The sequence below is a fragment of the Methylobacterium haplocladii genome (genome assembly GCF_007992175.1).
GTDB classification, from domain to species: Bacteria; Pseudomonadota; Alphaproteobacteria; order Rhizobiales; family Beijerinckiaceae; genus Methylobacterium; species Methylobacterium haplocladii.
Window position 1 is genome coordinate 16,916 of sequence record NZ_BJZT01000032.1, and the last position, 15,396, is coordinate 32,311.

A 15,396-nucleotide genomic window follows, 5' to 3' on the forward strand; every position below is an offset into this window, starting at 1 on the left:
CTCCACGGCCACGGGCGCCGCACGGTTTCACGGTTCGGTTAACGGATTCTTACCGCCAAAGCAGGTATTTTCGGAGCCCTGGATAGGGTCCGCTAAGCCGAGTTTGCGGGGGTTAAATCCGCTACGCGCCGGGGCAGGGGACCTCAGGAATTTTTGAGGTCCGATTTCAGCTCGGAACGATCAATCCGGACCGATCCGCCAGGGCCTGCTTTCCGGCCTCGGTCGAGGTGTCGATTTCGGGTTCCGAGACCGACCGAATGACGACCCCGAACAGGTCCAGAAGATCCGCAACAGCCTCTGCCGCGGCAAAGGCATGCCCCGAAAGGTCGGCAGCGCGGCTGACGAGCAGCGTGCCGAAGCGACCGGCCTCGGCGGCACCGTAGACGTTCGCGAAGCCCGGGCGGCTCGTCGGCTTCGCAACCATGGCACCGACGGCCTCGCGCACCACCTCGACCAGTTCGAGCCCGTGGCGCTCGGCGAAGGCACGTACCGCCCGTTCGCCATCGACCGAGGCCGACCCGCCGGCGACGTAACCGATGGCCATCCGACGATGTGCGGCCGGCGCCGCGCGATGCGCCTGCCGCCTCACCTCGAAGTCAGCAAGCACCTTCCCATCGGGAAACGCGTCGCCGACGTAAATCTCGCTCATGATTGCACCCGCTGTAGTGATCAGCGAGCAATATAGGCGATCTTAGCCGCAACGCCATTGTAGGATCCGAGACCGGATCAATCCTCGATTTCTCGTAATGCAGCGGTCAAATTCAGGATCAACCTTCGGACCTTCGCCGCCGGCAGGTCGACACAAGTCTCTGCTGCACCGTCATCCGCCGACAGGATGATAACCCGATCTTGCAGCGACGGCGTCACGATCAGGCGGGACTCGTCGATCTCGATGACGGCTTCGGCAACGCACACGTCAGGCAGCCTTCGCCAAGCCGATGACGCCGCCGACGCGCGGCCGCTGCACGGTGACCTTCACCGGACTCGCAGGCTTGCCGGTGCGCGCCGCGAACACGGTCTCGGCCCGGATGATCCCGCGCTCGGCCGGATCTTCGCGCCTCATCACCTCGGCGGCGCGGGCGCGCATCTCCTGCGCCAGGGCGATCTTCGCGACGATCGGCCTCTCCGGGTCCTTCCGGTCGGCCAGTTCGAGCGCGTCAACGCGATCGGCATAGGTGCGCAGTTCGCTTGCGTACTCGAAGCGGCGTTTCAGGGCGGCGGACATCGGCAGGTTCCGTGGGCGGCGTCGCGCCCGATGCTGGCAAAGGTCGAATGATGCGTGTCGGCGCTACAGCAGGGCCGCAGGCGGTATGCCGTTCGGCATGCGCGCGCCTGCCCCGGGTGTTTCGGGCATCCTGATCGCCGACGGTACTGAGAGGCCTTTTTCCCCGCGCTCACGCGCGCCGCATCAACTGGGTGCCCGGAAGGGCGAAGCGGATCCGAAACGCCAGCGGCCCCGGACGGGGTTACCGCCGGGGCCGCTAGAACTTCGCAGGGTCAGATGTGGCACAAGTCATAGTTGGAGGGCAAGTCCCCACGCTCGACCTCAGGATCCCATCTTCCAGAGTTTCACCGCCATCTTGCCGCCCGAGCTGGCGGCGTGGATAACCATGGTGGCAAAGATACCAATAACACCTCGAACGTGGGTCCAGCGAGCTTTCTTTACATCGCCAGATCTAAGTGCTTCGCAGTGCTCGAAACGCATATCCTCTATGATTGGCTCAAAGACACGTTCGAACGATTTTTTAGTGTAAAGGAAGCTAAGCGCCGATTTAAGATCAGATCCAGGTGGCTTCTTAATCACCGAGTGAGCGGCCTTCACGTCCACGTGAATTTCCGCATGCGCGACTTCGTGATGTATTATGAGGTTCGCGTCATTCAGGCTTGGCCAGGCCGCCTTCATCTCCCTTAGAATGTCTTCTTTGTCGCCGTCTAATAGCGGTTTATCGGTGTCACGAAAGTTTTCATGAATAAGCTTGATCTCTCTATAAGTGTCACATGCTTCCACCGCCCCATCTCACACCCCCATCGGAAGCGCGGCATCGGCCCAAGCCGTCTGCGCGGTGCGGAAGGCCTGAAGAGCACGCTGCCCAAGCCCTTTGATGCGGTATCTACGACGAGCCAAGCCCGACCCATCCGACGCTTCTTTCTCCGATGAGATGAAGCCTTGTGTCTCAAGCCGATCGAGCACGACGTAGATCGTACCACGCTTCAACTTGCCGCCTGACGCATTCACCATTTCTAGTCCGTACATTTCGCCTCCGCTTACAAGCATTTCGAGCACCTCGGCCTCTTTTGGGCTGGGAAGCCCATTCGCTAGATTCATCGCATCTCTCGCTGCTATCGCCACGGTCTTACAACGTGTAAGACTCATGCCGGTTCCTGCGTCGTCACGGCGCTATTTGGTAGCGTTCTGGCATCTCAAGCCGCCGCGTTCGCCCGCGCCAAATCGGCATCGATCGCCTCGAGCGCCGCCCGCTTCCGATCGAGTTCCCCCTGCAGGTCAAACGCCTTGCCGATGCTGGGCTCCGTCCCCCGGACGAGGTTTTCGTAATAGGCCAGATTCTCGCGCCGGGATTGGAGGCGGCCTGGGAGAGCATCAAGCGCCTCTTCGACCTGACCGATGGCCACGACACCGGGCGTGTTCGCGCGGGTGGTCAGGGAGAGCCAGAGCCCGGTCGTCTGGATGCGGCAGTCCGCGACGATCGACCCGTCGGAAGTCGCTCGGCTGGTGTAGACGATGTCGAAGCCGCGGAACGTCGCGATGGGCCGATCGACGATGCCCTGCCCGCGGACGTAGCGAGCCATCACCTCCTGGTTGATCGTCCGCATCGCAGTCGTCAGCGCCTTGCCGGCAAACTTGCGGTCGGTGAACTCGGCGTCCCCTACGGTGATCACAAACGGCGTGTCCTCGGGCGGCAGCCGCGCCACGTCTGCTTCGAGCAGCGGGATCACGCGCAGGTCCTCCTCGATCGCGTGCCGCGCGGAGGCGAGGCGCGACCGGAACCGGTGCTGCTCGTCGGAATGCGCCGAGCGCAGCCGTTCGAGGCGGGTGATGTCCGCCTCCAGGCCAGCCTTCTGCATCAGCCGGGGATCGCCGGACGCGATCGCCTTCGCCAGGGCGAACTGGTCGGCGCTCGATTCCCCGACGTCCTCGATGCGGCGCACCGATCGATCGCCGGACAGCGCCGCCGCGATGAAGCGGGCCTTGCGCTCGTTGGTCTGCCACATCTGGGCGTCCATCGAGCCCTCGGTCGCATAGGCGTAGAGCTCGATCTCCGCGTTCTGATTGCCCTGCCGGTCGATGCGGCCTTCGCGCTGCTCGATGTCGGAGGGCAGCCACGGCACGTCGAGATGGTGGAGTGCCTTCAGCCGATTCTGGGCGTTGACGCCGGTCCCCATCTTCTTCGTCGAGCCCAGCACGATGCGCACCTTGCCGGCGCGCATGTCGGCGAACAGTCGGGCCTTGGCCTTGGCGCCCTTGAAGTCGTGCACGAAGGCGATCTCGGCCGCCGGGACGCCCAAAGCGATGAGGCGGTGGCGCGCCCAGAGGTATGCCGAGAACCCGCGTTTCTCGAACGCCGCCGGCGTGCCAAGATCTGAGAAGATCATCTGCGTCGCGCCGGGCCGCTCGAACGGCTTCCCGAACGGGTCGAGGTAGGTCTCGGCCGCCGTCTCCTTCCAGATCCGGTGGACCTCGCGCACCATGCGGTTCAGCTTGTTGTCGGGCTCGTCGTCGTGCCCTGGCACCACGAAGCGCATGTCGATGGCTGCGTGCCGCCCGTCGGTGATGACGGACAGCAGGATGTCGTCGCCCTTCTGCGGAGGCCCACCGCGCGCCTCGATCGCCTCGATGCGATCGGCCAGCACCTCCTGGTAGTCGCGGAAGCCGTCGCTCGGCGGCACTGCGATGATTTCGCGCCGCCCGCCGCGGATGGGCGGCCGTCTTACCAGCTTCTTGAGGTCGTCAGCCGACACGACGTCCGCAACCGAGCGGAACATCGCGATGAGCTCCGGCACGTTCACGAACTCGGCGAAGCGGGTCACCGGCTTGTAGCGGCCGGACGCCTGCAGCTCGAGTTCGGTCCGGGTCTCGCCGAACGACGAAGCCCAGGCGTCGAACTCATGCAGGTTGCGGGCGCGCAGCCGGACCGGATCCATGAAGCGCTGGATCGTGAACATCTCGCCCAGCGTGTTCGTGATGGGCGTACCCGACGACATGATCACCGCCCGATCGACGGCCTCGGCTGCGACGCCGGCCCGTTCCGCGCGCAACGCCCGCACGAAGCGGATCTTCGCGTAGAGGTCCCAGGACAGTTGCGAGCCGTTCGGATCGATGCCCTTCAGCGTCGACATCGAACTGGTGAAGCTGAGCTTGCGGTACTCGTGGGCCTCGTCCGGGATGATCTGGTCGATGCCGATCTCCGACAGCGTGAGGAAGTCGTCCTTCCGGTCAGACAGCAAGTTGAGCTTCTTCTCGAATCCCTCCTTCATCGCCTCGACCCGCTTGCGGGTCAGCCGCTCGTGCTCAGGGATGTCGAGGAGCACGGCCTCGTACTCATCGATCATCTCGCGGATCATGCGCCGCTCGAAGTCGATTGGGATGGGGATCAGCTTGAACGCTGCGTGCGTGATGACGATCGCGTCCCAGGCGCCGGTGGCGGCGCGCGCCAGGAAGCGGCGGCGCCTGTCGCGGGCGAAGTTCTGCTCGTCGGCGACCAGGATCCGCGCCAGCGGATAGAGCGTCAGGAACTCGCGGGCGAACTGCACGAGGCAGTGCCCCGGCACCGCGATGATCGGCTTATGGACAAGGCCCAGGCGCCGTTGTTCGAGCACCGCGGCGGCGAGGGCCGCACTCTTGCCCGCACCGACGGCGTGGGCGAGGTACGTCGAGCCCGCCGCCAGCACTCGCCAGATCGCGTTCTTCTGATGCGGCCGAAGCTGGAATTCCGACGACGCCCCGGGCAGGCGGAGGTGGCCTCCGTCAAAGCGTCGGGTCACGAGATCGTTGAAGTTGTCATTGTAGATGCGCGCGAGCCGGTCGCACTGCGCCGGGTCCTGCCAGACCCATTCCTGAAAAAGCCCCTTCAGGATCGCGAGCTTCTCCTTGGCGGCCTCGGTCTCGATGGCGTTGAGGACGCGGCTCATGGTGCCGCGGTCGTTCGGCTCCTCGTCGTAGATCGCCGGGATGTGAGCGTTCAGCGCATCAAGCAGCACCTTGCCGCAGTCGTAGCGGTGCGTACCCCAACGGGCGTTGGCTTGGGCGTCGCCGGAGAAGGCGCGCGCATTGATCGACCACGACGCCACCTCGGGCGCGTGGCCGACCTCGGCCGAGTGGACGCGCATGACCTCGCGCGCGAAGCGGGTAACGACGTCGACCGGGATCCAGGGCGCGCCGAGCCGCGCGGTGATGTCGGAAGGCGGAATGTCGCTCGGCTGAACGGCTTCGAGCGCGGCGACGTTGCGGGCATAGGCCGGATCGATGGCTGCAGCCTGTCGCGCGGCCGCCAACTTCACGCGGACCGTGCCGGACAGGTATTCGTCGGCGGTGACCCACGATTCCGAGTCCGGGTCGAGGTAGATCAGGTCGCCGAGTTCGTCGACGACGCCGGCCTCGGCGGTCCCGCGCAGCTGCGCGATCCGCGGGACATCGACGAAGCCGAGTTCGTGCAGGCAGCGGGCGAGCGCATCGGACGCGGACTGGATCGCCGGCTCGGGCTGGTGCGCGATGACGGTGCCGGTGAAGATTAGCGCCTTCGTCGCGTTGCCGCTTTCCAGATCGTAGTGCTCGATCGAGGCGACCAGCCAGCAGTCGGGATCGTCGCGGAAGGGTTCGAGGTTCGGCTGCCGGTGCGTCTCGTGCCGAGTGCCGTCGTCCGCGATGCGCTCCTGGATCGTCGTGAAGTTGATCGCGCCGTGCCGCGCCACGAACACGTCGTAGAGGTCGCCGAGCCGCGCCTGCGCTGCCGCCGAGTCCTTGCGGCCCTCCTGCAGCGCCAGGACGGCGCGGACCGCATCGCGGATCGGGATCAGGGCGCGGATCAGCCCGGCATGCTTGCCGACGAGACCCGTAACACCCGGCGCACGCAGCGGTACCGCTTGGCCAGCACCGTCGATGACCTGCATCAGCACGCCGTCGGCCGAGACGAAGTAGGAGCCCTCGCGCAGCCGGTCGTTGTCGTTCACGGCCGGTGCCGGCCGAACGGCATCGACCCTGGCGAGGCCTACCCCGGAATCGCAGGTCGCGACGTCCTTGGGCAGATTCGCGATGGCGGCGGAGAGGCGTGCGTCGAGTTCGCCCGGATAGGCCCGGCAGGTATAGACTGGGTCAGGACCGTAGGGACCGCGGGCGGCCGAGTGCTGGCCCAACACCATGCTGGGGTGCGCGAGGAAGTAGCGGTTGATCGCGATCTTCGGGTGACCCGCGATGACGCCGGCTCGGGTCTCGGTCCAGATCGGCGCAACAGGGCTCTCGTCCGCCATGCGCTTGCGGAAGAAGAGGACGTCGACGCCGACCTCCGTCCCGGCGCTCTCCCGGAACGCGCCGGCCGGCAACCGGATCGCGCCCATGAGATCGGCGACCGAGGCCAAGCGTCGACGCACCGAGGCATCGGCCTTGTCCATCGTGCCCTGCGAGGTGACGAACGCGGCAAGGCCGCCGGGCAGGACGTGGTCGAGCGCCTTCACGATGAAGAAGTCGTGCAGGCGGTAGCCGGCTGAGCGGTAGCGGGGGTCGCCGTTGACGACGCGCGACGAGAACGGGGGATTGCCGACGGCCAGCGCGTAACCGGATTCGAGCCGGGTCAGCGCGAAATCTTCGGTGCGGATATCGGCCTCCGGCAGCAGCTGCCGCGCGATGCGGGCAGTGACCGGGTCGGCCTCGATGCCGGTGATCCGGCAAAGCGACCGCAGGGGCTCGGGCTGCAGCGACAGAAACAGCCCGATCCCGCATCCAGGCTCAAGGATATGGCCGCCGCGGAAACCAAGGCGGGTGAGACCATCCCAAATCGCGCGGATGATCAATTCCGGGGTATAGTGCGCGTATTGCGTGCTTCGAGCGAGCGCAGCGTGTTCGGATTTGCTGACTAGACCCTCCATCCGGCGTCCAAGATCGGACCAGCCCTGCCGGTAATCTGTGTTATTTGGTGAGGGGAAGCAGCTATTTGCAAGTTCACTGGCACCAAAGCCGGTGAAGATCGATAGCTTTTCCTGTTCATCGCGTGTCGCAGGCCGAGCATCGCCCGCGACAGAGAGTGAAAGTTCAATTGCCGCGAGGTTTGCTTCGGCTCTGGCGCGCCAGCCCTTCGGCAAAGGGCGGTCGCCGTCGAGGTAGAAGTTTCCGGCCGGCGCCGATACCGCGGGGGCCGCCTCGTGCGCGGCATCAGGCCGGCTCGGTGGTAGCGCATCGCCGGGCCCGAACAGCCCGAACATATCGAATTGGAGGTGAGCCAGGGCGGATCGCGCCCGCGCAAAGCAGATCGAGCCGACACGTTCAAGCCATCCGAGAGGCCACGGGAAAGATGAGGCGAGCCGTCATGCACATACGTGCAAGATCAAGCGTGCGGATCCGTGGCGAAATTCGGAGAATAGCATCGACGCGGCTCCTGCAGAGTTGGGCGTTGCCCTCAACTCCACCACGCTAGTCAGCGTCAGACCTCGGAGCCACGAAAATCAATCAAATCGATGATTTCAGCCTGACATATCCCTTGTCAGATGCGGTCGAGCCCGGAATCGCGGCTCAGGCCGCTTTCAGCCACGCCGCCTGATAGGCTGGCGGCAGGTAAGTCAGCGTCCGCCGCTCGGCCTCGGTGAGCGGGATCGGCACGCCGCCGTTGTTCCAGCCGAAGTGGGTCGTAAACGGCAGGCGGCTCAGGCCGGGGAACACGGCGCGGTCCGCCCACCCTTTCATGCCGGCGCAATCGGCTTGGCGGCGCGACCAGGTGGTGACGCGGACCGTGCCATCGCGCTCGACGCCGACCAACACCGCGGTGCCGAGACCCAGCGGCTGGGTAAGGTCCAGCCGCTCGCACAGCATGTCGGTGAAGCCCTCGGCCCAGAGCGCCAGCGCGATCCGTTGGTGCTCGGTCTCGGCGACGCAGGCCGGGCGCCCGACATACGCTCGGGAGCCGATGAACACCGCGAGCCCCCTGCCCTGCCGTTCGCTCAGGATGCTGCGCAGCGCGTCCGGCGCGAGCTGCGCATCCATCGCGCGTCGGGCGTCGGCGATGGTGAATTCGGTCACGATGTCCATCTCAAGTCACCCGCCGCCCGGCGAAAGCATTCATCATCGTCCGGTTCATGTTGCCGTCCGCCTTGAAGGACAATTGGTCCCGCACGGCCCGCCACGTTTCGGGATGCATCACCAGGGCGCCGTCGATCGCGTAGCCGCCTGGCTTTGGCCGCTGGACGTACCGGATGCGCTGGCGGTGTCCCTGTCGCCGGCGGCGAGCCGCGCGGGATGGTGACCTGACCTCCGACCAGTCTTCGACCGTCTCCGTCAGTGAGGCGTCTTCGATGATGCGCATCGATGCGGACGGCCCGATGCTCTTGCGGTGGATGCTTTCAAGCCCGACGACGAGTTGCGGACGAGCCGGAAAGCCGTGGAGCGCTTTCAGCGAGCGGAGCATCTCCGTCACGGTCGGCTGCACGTCAGGAGCCACCACTACGTCCGTCATGCCGCCAAGCGAGAATCGAGAAGTCATGTTGCTCGCCCGGTCAGCGCGTCGATCAGCTCACCACGGATCTCGATCACCTCAACCGGTCCGCCGGGCACATCATCGTCGAACACGCCGATGCACAAGCGACCGGTGTGCCAGGCCAGCGTATCGAGGTTGGTCCTGCCGGGCCGGCGGTCAGGGCCATCGGGCAGCGGCGTATGCCCGTGGACGACGTGCTTGCCCTCGAAGCCGTCGTCGAAGGCGCCGTGGTCTCGCATCCAGAGCATCGTCTTCTTCGACTGCGCGGTGAACGGCAGCGTCGGATCGATTCCGGCGTGGACGTAGATCCGGTGCTCGTCCGCGAAGAGCAGACCGAGGCGGTCGAGCCACGCGACGTGCTCAGACGGCACCACGGACAGGTCGACCGCTTCGCAGCGACGCGGATGCCCATAGGAGACCAGTGTCGAGCCGCCGCCGTTCTGCACCCAGAGTTCGATCGGCGCGCGGCCGCGGCAGACCTCGACCATCATGTCTTCGTGGTTGCCCTTGAGGATGAGCCAGCGCTGTCCCTCCGGCGCGCCCGCCATCAACCGTTCGATGATCTGCCGGGAGGTCGGGCCGCGATCGACATAGTCGCCAGTGAACACGACGGTACCGCCGCCACGCGCCGTGACCGCGGCGAGGGCGAGGTCGAGCAGGTCAGCACGGCCGTGGAGGTCGGGAACGGCGAACGTAAATGCCATGATCAGGCCCGGCTCAGCTGCGCGGCGCGCTCCGGCATCGGAAGAGACCCGGCGTAGTGGCGGATGATAGCGCGGGTGAGCAGGGCGCCTCCGCCGAGCGCGAAGACGACGATCGCCAGCACCGTGATCACCACCAGGATCCCGGCGCCGTCCTCATCGTCGTCGGTCACGGACGAGAAAAACGTGAACACGCTGCCGAACGCGTCGCCGATGCCCGATGATGCTTGGTAGAGGTTATGGGCCATCGCTACCGTGTTGTAGGCGGCCGACGCCATGTCGAGCAGGTTCCGCTCCCGGTAGGCGACGATCCAGGAATGGATCGTGATCAGGAACCCGGTCCCGAGTGTGGGGAAGATGATCGCGAGGTACCAGAGCGAGAGCGTCGCCTTCATCGCCTTGTCCGGCAGGATCCCCATGCCGTGCGCTGCATAGGCGCCGGCGAAGATCAGGATCGACGAGAAGCCGATCGCCGACTGGATCGCCGCCGACCAGATCACCAGGAACAGGAACGGCCCGGACTGCTCGCGCTCCGCCCACATCTGCCCGCAGGCGCGGGCGTTGAAGAAGGAGACGACGAGGTTCAGGGCGAGGATCAGCAGCAGGCCGAGCATGTGTGCGCCCTCACGCGGCCAGCGGGTAATCGGCGGGATCGATCCGGCGCAGCGGGTAGCTGACCCGGGGCTTCGGTCCGATCGCCTTGACCGCCGGCTTGCCGAGGTCCGGGCTCCGGGCGACGAGGCTGAGCAGCACCCGGCGAGCCGGTGGGGCGGCGATCCAGGGCGTCGGCGGTGCGATGGGCGGCTTCACCTTGAGGTAGGACAGCTTGCCGTCGAGGATTTCGGCGAGGCGGACCAGGGCCGCGTGCTCGAAGGCGTAGCCCGCGCGGTCCTCGGCGATATCGTCCGCGCCGCGAATCCAGTGCAGCTTGCAGAAGGTGCCGGGGCGGTACTGCCCGGCGCGGACCGGCGTCGTCGTCGAATCCTGTGTCACGTACCAGGGCTCGCCGCCGGGGCCGGCGCCGCACTCGACCTGCTGCTTCAGCCAGAGGGTTACCTGACCCTGCCGGCCCTTGGCGGGTTCGCAGATCGCGCCTTCGTCCTCGAACGACCACTTGCCCTGCTTGGCGTGGTGAACGAGCCACCCGATGAGATCGCCGCGGCTGCGGACCGCGGCGGTGACCCGTTCGACATTGCAGTGCGGCCCGAGGCCGTAGCTGATGTCGTAGCCCGAGATGTCGAGATCCTCGGCGCGGATCTCGCGCAGCGCCTCTTCCATCACAAGGGCGTCGGGGTGGGCATCGCCCATGGCAGCCGGCATGCCGGGTTCGCGATTCCAGTTGTCGACGCGGACACCCAGGAGCGCGATCGATGAGATGGATGACGGCAGCGAGGACAGCGGCGCGTCGTAGCGGCGCTTCGGTAGCTCGTCGCGGATCATCCAGCGCAAGGCTTCCTCGATCGGAAGTGCGAGACGATCGGACAGAGTAGAGGACGACACACGGGCCGACGCGTTCACTTTAAGACCCCCATGAAGCTGCCGGCTTGTATTGCCGGATGTAGATGCTGGGTCGCCGGGGCATTTTATCCATGTCAAGCGGAAACTAGGCTGCTGCGACGTATCGACAGTCGATTGTGTTCTTCGCGGCGACGACACGTTCGCAGGCTCGTCGGCGGGTCTTCTCGAATCTCGATCGCGACCAATCCATTTCCCGGCAGAACTCCGACACCGAGCTACCGATTTCCCCCCGTGTACCGTTCACGCGGGCCCAGAACAGCAGCGCCAATCGTTCCTTCGACTTGTCGCCCAGTACAGTGCCGGTGAAGGCGACGATGTCGAAGGTCGCATCAGCCTGATCCGGGTTGCAGGTCTTCAGCGTGTTTCCGCGCGGGGCAAAGACAGGCGTGAACGGCATCGCGCGGAAGGCGGCCTTCAGCCAGAATTCGACGTCCGCGCAGGTCCAGGGATCACCTGTGCGGGCTGGTGGATCGGGTCCCCGTGGACGTCGCGGCATTCGTCGCTTTGCTTTTTGACAACTTCAGCGAAAGAGGCCGGCGGCAACGCCGCCAGCCCTCTCGGTCCTGGAGGATGTGACGATCAGGCCGCCGCCTGATCCGCCCGGGCGCCCGGCTGTCCGAGCCCGATCGATTTCGCGAGGGCCGAGCGCTGCGCCGAGTAGTTCGCCGCCGTCATCGGATAGTCGGCCGGCAGGCCCCACTTCGCCCTGTAGCCGTCCGGCGAGAGACCGCGCAGGGTCAGGTGCCGGCGCAGCGTCTTGTAGGATTTGCCGTCCTCGAAGCTGACCAGCGCGTCGGGCGTGACCGATTTCCGGATCTCGGACGCCGTGGCCTTCTGGGTCTCGGGCTCGGCCGGCGCCGCGGGGGCGCCGCCGAGCTGCATCACGGTCTCGAACACCGTGCCCAACAGCTTCGGCAGTTCGGCGGCGGGCAGGGAGTTGTGCGCCACGTAGGAGGACACGATGCCGACGGCGAGGTCGGTGGCGGTGTTCGGTGTGATCGTCGTCGTCGTCATGGGCATTTCCTTCAGGTCCGGTGTTCAGGGGTGTGAGCCCCCGGCGAGGCCGCCGCAGGGGTTTCGAACCGCCGGACGCGGTTCGGATCTCGTTGGGTGAGGGTGCGAAAGCGCGCCACGGCGGTGCAGAGTGAGACGCGCACGCTGGCGCGCGCCGCAGCGGCCTTTGCGGGATCGGCGCTCGGCCAGCCGCGGACCTCGGCCATGAGGGCCTCGTACTGCGGCCAGAGCAGACCACTGTTCCAGACGAGCCCGCCCTCGACGGCGATCAGGATGTGGTGTGCCCAGGCATCCCGGAGCGCTTCCCAAAACGTGCACCGGACCATCGGGCGGTCGGTCCAGTAGACCTCCGGCCGAGCCGGGCTGCGAAACCCGAAGAACGCGACCATGCCGGCGTCGCTGTTCCAGACGTCGGGATGGTTCAGGGCGCCGTGCGTGGTGTGGCCGGTCGTCCAAAGATGGACGTCGGCGAGGTCGCCCACCGCGTCGCGCGCGCCGGGGATGACCTTCGGCAGGTCGCATTCGAAGGTGTCGGACCAGAACGGCCGCCCGCTCATGGCCGCGCTCCATGTGCGATCGCGACGGCCAGCACCCACTCCGCGAAGCGCAGCAACTCCTTCGGATCGAGATGGGCGTCGACGTCGATACCCTCGCCCGGGACGCCCATGGTGATGACCGCCCCCTCGGCCGTGCGCTCGGCTGCGATGTCGGCCGAGCCGTAGGTGCCGGCGATGACGATGCGATGCAGGCCGTCCTGCGATTCAGCGGGCATGGTGCACTCCCTTGAATTCCCAGAGCGGGATCGCGTCCCCCGGGTTCGTCACCCCGCGGAAGGTCGAACGGGTCTCCTTGCGGCCGAGCACGATCTCGGTGCCCGTCATCGCGACCACCCGGTGCGGGTAGACCGTGACGAGCGCGCCCGTGCTGTCGACGCGCAGCGCGCCGGCGGCGCGGTGCACCCCGAAGAGGCCGTTCGTGTCCCAGCCGAGCCGCACGGCCTCCTCGCCCCATTCGTCGAGGAAGGCGAGCATGGCGCGATGGACAGCGGTCCAGACGCCCGTCCGCCCGCGCGGGCCCGGCTCGGTCCAGATGAAGCCGGGGCACGGAATGCGATCCGGTGACAGCGACAGGACGCCCGCGCGCCAAGCTGCAACGACCTGCTGCTCGGGGGAGAGGGCGATTGCAGCGCTCATGCGGCACCCCGCGCGAGGTAACGTTCGGCCAGGAGGCGTATGCGGGACTCGTCGGAATAGACGTGCTGCACGCCGGCCAGCGGGTCGGTGACGCCCCATTGCGGTGCCGGTCGAGCCGCTTCGAGCGCGAGGTCGGCGACAACATCGACGCTGGTCTCCTCGCCGCGGGCGACCATGCGCAGTGCGACCGCCGCCCAGTCGAACAGGAACCAGGGGTTCCCGCAGCACCGCCGGCAGTGATCGCACCAGCGGGTCAGCGCCCGCAGCCAGACGTCCTGCTGGCCGCGCTGCTCTGGAACGATCTGAGCCAACGTCGATGGCGGCAGCCGGCCGAGGTGATAGATCGTCGGCCAGCGCACCGGGTGCAGCACGCTCGGGACGAGGCGGCGCAGCTGGTAGCCGCAGCCGTAAAAGCTCATCACGTCGCGCAGCTTGTCGCCGCGCTCGCACTTCATCCGCATCGGCGGCCCAGCGAACATCTGCGCGCTGCGCGCCGCCCGTGCCCCGGTGTGCCCGGCGTTGGCGGACAGCACGATCACGGGGGCCTGCCCGATGTAGTCGAGCGCTCGGGGGTGACAGCCGGCCATCGCCGCCGCCACGCGGTGCAGGGCGGAATTGCCGAACATCTTCTTCGCCGTGCGCTCGGCGGTCCCACGGTCCCAGGCCGTGCTCGCGTTCATGCCCGCGCTCCCGAAGCATGGTCGCCCGGCGGGACGTACCGCTGCGCCGCCGCCTCGACCCGCGCGATCAGGTCGTCGAAGATCGTGGCGAGGGCGGTGTTCTCGTCCTTCGAGAGATCGTCGCGGAAGGCCTGGAGCGCGGCAGCGCCCAGATCGGCCGCGGCCCGTGCGTCGGCGAAAAGCCGTTCCCGACCGGCGGCCGGTCGAGGGGATGCGGCAGCCCCAGGCAGGGCCCGTCCCGCTTGGGCACTGCCGCGGCCGCTCTTCGCATCGAGGCGCCCCATCAGGTCGCCCAGCGCGAAGTGCCCGTCGAACCGCTTCAGGTCGGCGACGCCCGCGCGGAACGTCGCCTCGCGGACCTCGGCGATGTGGGTCGGCGTCGGGCGGGCGCGGTCGGCGTCCTCCGCGAAGGCGGCCCGCTCGCGGGCGAACCGCGCCATCTCGGCGGCGACCCGCGCCTGATCGGCTTCGGTCGGCGGATCGTAGACCTCCGCCTCGAGCACCCGCCGGATGTGCAGGAGCTTCGTGCGCAGCGGGATCAGCCCGGCCCGGACCTCGTCGGCGAACTGGGCCGAGTTCGGCCGCCACTTCGGGTCCCAGGCCGTGAGCGTCGTCTTGGCCCCGAACCGCCGAGCCGCCGCCTCGATGCCCGCGAGCGGCAGGCCTTTGACCGCCTCGACGAACTCGTTGTCCCGGATTCGGGCGTCGATCTCGCTGACGCGCCCGATCTCGAAGTTGAGGTTGAGCCGCGTCACGATCACCTCGACCGCCCCACGATCGGTCCAGGGCGCCAGGTCCTGCTCAAGCCGGTTTTGCACGGCGCAGAGTGCGCGCCGCTCGGTGGTCGTAGCCGCCAGCGAACGCAGCACGACGAACCGGTTCGGACGGCTCGGCATCGCCTCCAGACGGCCATGGAGGGTCTCGATCTTCGCCTCCGCTTCCCGAAAGGTCATCGAGCGGGATGAGGTCGTCGTCGGAACGAGGTCCTGAGCCATGGTCCTGGGCTCCCGAGAGCTGTGCGTGGAGGTCGATGAGGCGGGCGGCGCGGGGGGAGACGCGGTCGGGGGGCGGGTCGCGGGGGGAGCGCCGGAGGCCCTGGTCGCCGGACAGCTGCTCCTGGCGGCGACGGATCTGGCCCTCGACCCACATCGTCGGGTCGGCGACTTCGCGTTCGTCGGCAGCCTCGACGAGGTCGAGCACCACCTTCGCGTCGTCTTGGACACGGGACAGCCAGATCCCGACTGTGCCGCGGGCAGAGCGATCGTTCTTCCCGGTGATCGCGCACAAAATGGCGACCGACCGTTCGATCATCTTCCGACGTGACGAGGGTTTCCGTTCGACGTCCTGATCGTCGCGAGCATCTGCGGCTTCCGGGAAAAGCGGAACCGGTAGGGAATCCTTCTGTCGGTTCCCTTGTCGGTTAGATGTCGGTTCAAACGTAGTGTGTCCGGAACGGCGTTCCGGGGGGGCCGGAAACCGGTTCCTACCCCCCTGGAAGCTCTTTCCGGGGGGGGCGCTGCTGTTGTCCTGACATGCGTTGGCGGAGAGAAGACTTGGTTGGGCTGCTCCAAGTCTCAAGGTCAGGATGTCCGTA

19 protein-coding genes are annotated in these 15,396 nt (G+C 66.9%); 1 reads left to right on the forward strand and 18 read right to left on the reverse strand.

The genetic code is table 11. The annotated features are described in order from the left end of the window. Positions 1–166: 166 nt before the first annotated feature. The 18 genes from MHA02_RS14665 to MHA02_RS14750 all read right to left on the reverse strand — a co-directional run bounded on the left by MHA02_RS14665 (position 167) and on the right by MHA02_RS14750 (position 14,797). Positions 167–649, reverse strand: coding sequence for a recombinase family protein (locus MHA02_RS14665; protein WP_147079907.1), 483 nt, complete (start codon positions 647–649; stop codon positions 167–169). A gap of 77 nt (positions 650–726) precedes the next feature. Further along, a complete protein-coding gene (locus MHA02_RS14670) occupies positions 727–915 on the reverse strand; it encodes a hypothetical protein (RefSeq protein ID WP_147079908.1) in 189 nt (62 codons plus the stop codon). A gap of 1 nt (position 916) precedes the next feature. Next, positions 917–1,225 (reverse strand): hypothetical protein, encoded by a 309-nt coding sequence (locus tag MHA02_RS14675; RefSeq protein WP_147079910.1) that lies wholly within the window; start codon positions 1,223–1,225, stop codon positions 917–919. Positions 1,226–1,546: 321 nt separating this feature from the next. Beyond that, positions 1,547–2,008: a hypothetical protein gene (locus MHA02_RS14680; RefSeq protein ID WP_147079912.1), complete on the reverse strand. Its 462-nt coding sequence runs from the start codon at positions 2,006–2,008 to the stop codon at positions 1,547–1,549. A gap of 9 nt (positions 2,009–2,017) precedes the next feature. Beyond that, positions 2,018–2,326, reverse strand: coding sequence for a PadR family transcriptional regulator (locus MHA02_RS14685; protein ID WP_170249253.1), 309 nt, complete (start codon positions 2,324–2,326; stop codon positions 2,018–2,020). A 95-nt stretch (positions 2,327–2,421) separates the two neighbouring features. After that, a complete protein-coding gene (locus MHA02_RS14690; RefSeq protein ID WP_147079916.1) occupies positions 2,422–7,431 on the reverse strand; it encodes a helicase-like domain-containing protein in 5,010 nt (1,669 codons plus the stop codon). A 307-nt stretch (positions 7,432–7,738) separates the two neighbouring features. Further along, positions 7,739–8,251 carry a hypothetical protein gene (locus MHA02_RS14695; protein ID WP_147079918.1) on the reverse strand — a complete coding sequence of 171 codons (513 nt, stop codon included), beginning with the start codon at positions 8,249–8,251 and terminating at the stop codon, positions 7,739–7,741. A gap of 1 nt (position 8,252) precedes the next feature. Continuing rightward, positions 8,253–8,702, reverse strand: coding sequence for a hypothetical protein (locus MHA02_RS14700; protein WP_170249257.1), 450 nt, complete (start codon positions 8,700–8,702; stop codon positions 8,253–8,255). Then, positions 8,699–9,400, reverse strand: a complete 702-nt coding sequence (locus MHA02_RS14705; protein ID WP_147079922.1) for a metallophosphoesterase — start codon at positions 9,398–9,400, stop codon at positions 8,699–8,701. The genes MHA02_RS14700 and MHA02_RS14705 overlap by 4 nt, the downstream gene beginning before the upstream one ends. Positions 9,401–9,402: 2 nt before the next feature. Next, positions 9,403–10,011 carry a hypothetical protein gene (locus tag MHA02_RS14710; RefSeq protein WP_147079924.1) on the reverse strand — a complete coding sequence of 203 codons (609 nt, stop codon included), beginning with the start codon at positions 10,009–10,011 and terminating at the stop codon, positions 9,403–9,405. 10 nt (positions 10,012–10,021) lie between these two features. Beyond that, positions 10,022–10,837 (reverse strand): hypothetical protein, encoded by an 816-nt coding sequence (locus MHA02_RS14715; protein WP_147079926.1) that lies wholly within the window; start codon positions 10,835–10,837, stop codon positions 10,022–10,024. Between the two features lie 163 nt (positions 10,838–11,000). After that, positions 11,001–11,312 (reverse strand): hypothetical protein, encoded by a 312-nt coding sequence (locus MHA02_RS14720; RefSeq protein ID WP_170249259.1) that lies wholly within the window; start codon positions 11,310–11,312, stop codon positions 11,001–11,003. Positions 11,313–11,494: 182 nt separating this feature from the next. Beyond that, on the reverse strand, positions 11,495–11,929 hold the full coding sequence (locus MHA02_RS14725; protein WP_147079930.1) for a Ros/MucR family transcriptional regulator: 435 nt from the start codon (positions 11,927–11,929) through the stop codon (positions 11,495–11,497). 11 nt (positions 11,930–11,940) lie between these two features. After that, positions 11,941–12,486: a hypothetical protein gene (locus tag MHA02_RS14730; RefSeq protein ID WP_147079932.1), complete on the reverse strand. Its 546-nt coding sequence runs from the start codon at positions 12,484–12,486 to the stop codon at positions 11,941–11,943. Next, positions 12,483–12,701, reverse strand: coding sequence for a hypothetical protein (locus MHA02_RS14735; RefSeq protein WP_147079934.1), 219 nt, complete (start codon positions 12,699–12,701; stop codon positions 12,483–12,485). Before MHA02_RS14735 ends, MHA02_RS14730 begins: the two co-directional genes overlap by 4 nt. After that, positions 12,691–13,122, reverse strand: coding sequence for a hypothetical protein (locus MHA02_RS14740; protein ID WP_147079936.1), 432 nt, complete (start codon positions 13,120–13,122; stop codon positions 12,691–12,693). The genes MHA02_RS14735 and MHA02_RS14740 overlap by 11 nt, the downstream gene beginning before the upstream one ends. Then, positions 13,119–13,802 carry a hypothetical protein gene (locus tag MHA02_RS14745; RefSeq protein ID WP_147079938.1) on the reverse strand — a complete coding sequence of 228 codons (684 nt, stop codon included), beginning with the start codon at positions 13,800–13,802 and terminating at the stop codon, positions 13,119–13,121. Before MHA02_RS14745 ends, MHA02_RS14740 begins: the two co-directional genes overlap by 4 nt. After that, a complete protein-coding gene (locus tag MHA02_RS14750) occupies positions 13,799–14,797 on the reverse strand; it encodes a hypothetical protein (RefSeq protein WP_147079940.1) in 999 nt (332 codons plus the stop codon). The genes MHA02_RS14745 and MHA02_RS14750 overlap by 4 nt, the downstream gene beginning before the upstream one ends. Between MHA02_RS14750 and MHA02_RS14755 the strand changes: the two genes are divergently transcribed. Then, positions 14,796–15,125, forward strand: a complete 330-nt coding sequence (locus MHA02_RS14755) for a hypothetical protein (RefSeq protein WP_147079942.1) — start codon at positions 14,796–14,798, stop codon at positions 15,123–15,125. The two genes, MHA02_RS14750 and MHA02_RS14755, sit on opposite strands and share 2 nt — an antisense overlap. The last annotated feature ends 271 nt before the right edge of the window (positions 15,126–15,396 follow it).

Coding starts and splice junctions, on each gene's coding strand:
- MHA02_RS14665 (WP_147079907.1), bottom strand. CDS start 649: ATGAGCGAGATTTACGTCGGCGACGCGTTTCCCGATGGGAAGGTGCTT.
- MHA02_RS14675 (WP_147079910.1), bottom strand. CDS start 1,225: ATGTCCGCCGCCCTGAAACGCCGCTTCGAGTACGCAAGCGAACTGCGC.
- MHA02_RS14685 (WP_170249253.1), bottom strand. CDS start 2,326: ATGAATCTAGCGAATGGGCTTCCCAGCCCAAAAGAGGCCGAGGTGCTC.
- MHA02_RS14690 (WP_147079916.1), bottom strand. CDS start 7,431: ATGTTCGGGCTGTTCGGGCCCGGCGATGCGCTACCACCGAGCCGGCCT.
- MHA02_RS14695 (WP_147079918.1), bottom strand. CDS start 8,251: ATGGACATCGTGACCGAATTCACCATCGCCGACGCCCGACGCGCGATG.
- MHA02_RS14700 (WP_170249257.1), bottom strand. CDS start 8,702: ATGACTTCTCGATTCTCGCTTGGCGGCATGACGGACGTAGTGGTGGCT.
- MHA02_RS14705 (WP_147079922.1), bottom strand. CDS start 9,400: ATGGCATTTACGTTCGCCGTTCCCGACCTCCACGGCCGTGCTGACCTG.
- MHA02_RS14710 (WP_147079924.1), bottom strand. CDS start 10,011: ATGCTCGGCCTGCTGCTGATCCTCGCCCTGAACCTCGTCGTCTCCTTC.
- MHA02_RS14715 (WP_147079926.1), bottom strand. CDS start 10,837: ATGATCCGCGACGAGCTACCGAAGCGCCGCTACGACGCGCCGCTGTCC.
- MHA02_RS14720 (WP_170249259.1), bottom strand. CDS start 11,312: ATGCCGTTCACGCCTGTCTTTGCCCCGCGCGGAAACACGCTGAAGACC.
- MHA02_RS14725 (WP_147079930.1), bottom strand. CDS start 11,929: ATGACGACGACGACGATCACACCGAACACCGCCACCGACCTCGCCGTC.
- MHA02_RS14730 (WP_147079932.1), bottom strand. CDS start 12,486: ATGAGCGGGCGGCCGTTCTGGTCCGACACCTTCGAATGCGACCTGCCG.
- MHA02_RS14735 (WP_147079934.1), bottom strand. CDS start 12,701: ATGCCCGCTGAATCGCAGGACGGCCTGCATCGCATCGTCATCGCCGGC.
- MHA02_RS14740 (WP_147079936.1), bottom strand. CDS start 13,122: ATGAGCGCTGCAATCGCCCTCTCCCCCGAGCAGCAGGTCGTTGCAGCT.
- MHA02_RS14745 (WP_147079938.1), bottom strand. CDS start 13,802: ATGAACGCGAGCACGGCCTGGGACCGTGGGACCGCCGAGCGCACGGCG.
- MHA02_RS14755 (WP_147079942.1), top strand. CDS start 14,796: ATGGTCCTGGGCTCCCGAGAGCTGTGCGTGGAGGTCGATGAGGCGGGC.
- MHA02_RS14750 (WP_147079940.1), bottom strand. CDS start 14,797: ATGGCTCAGGACCTCGTTCCGACGACGACCTCATCCCGCTCGATGACC.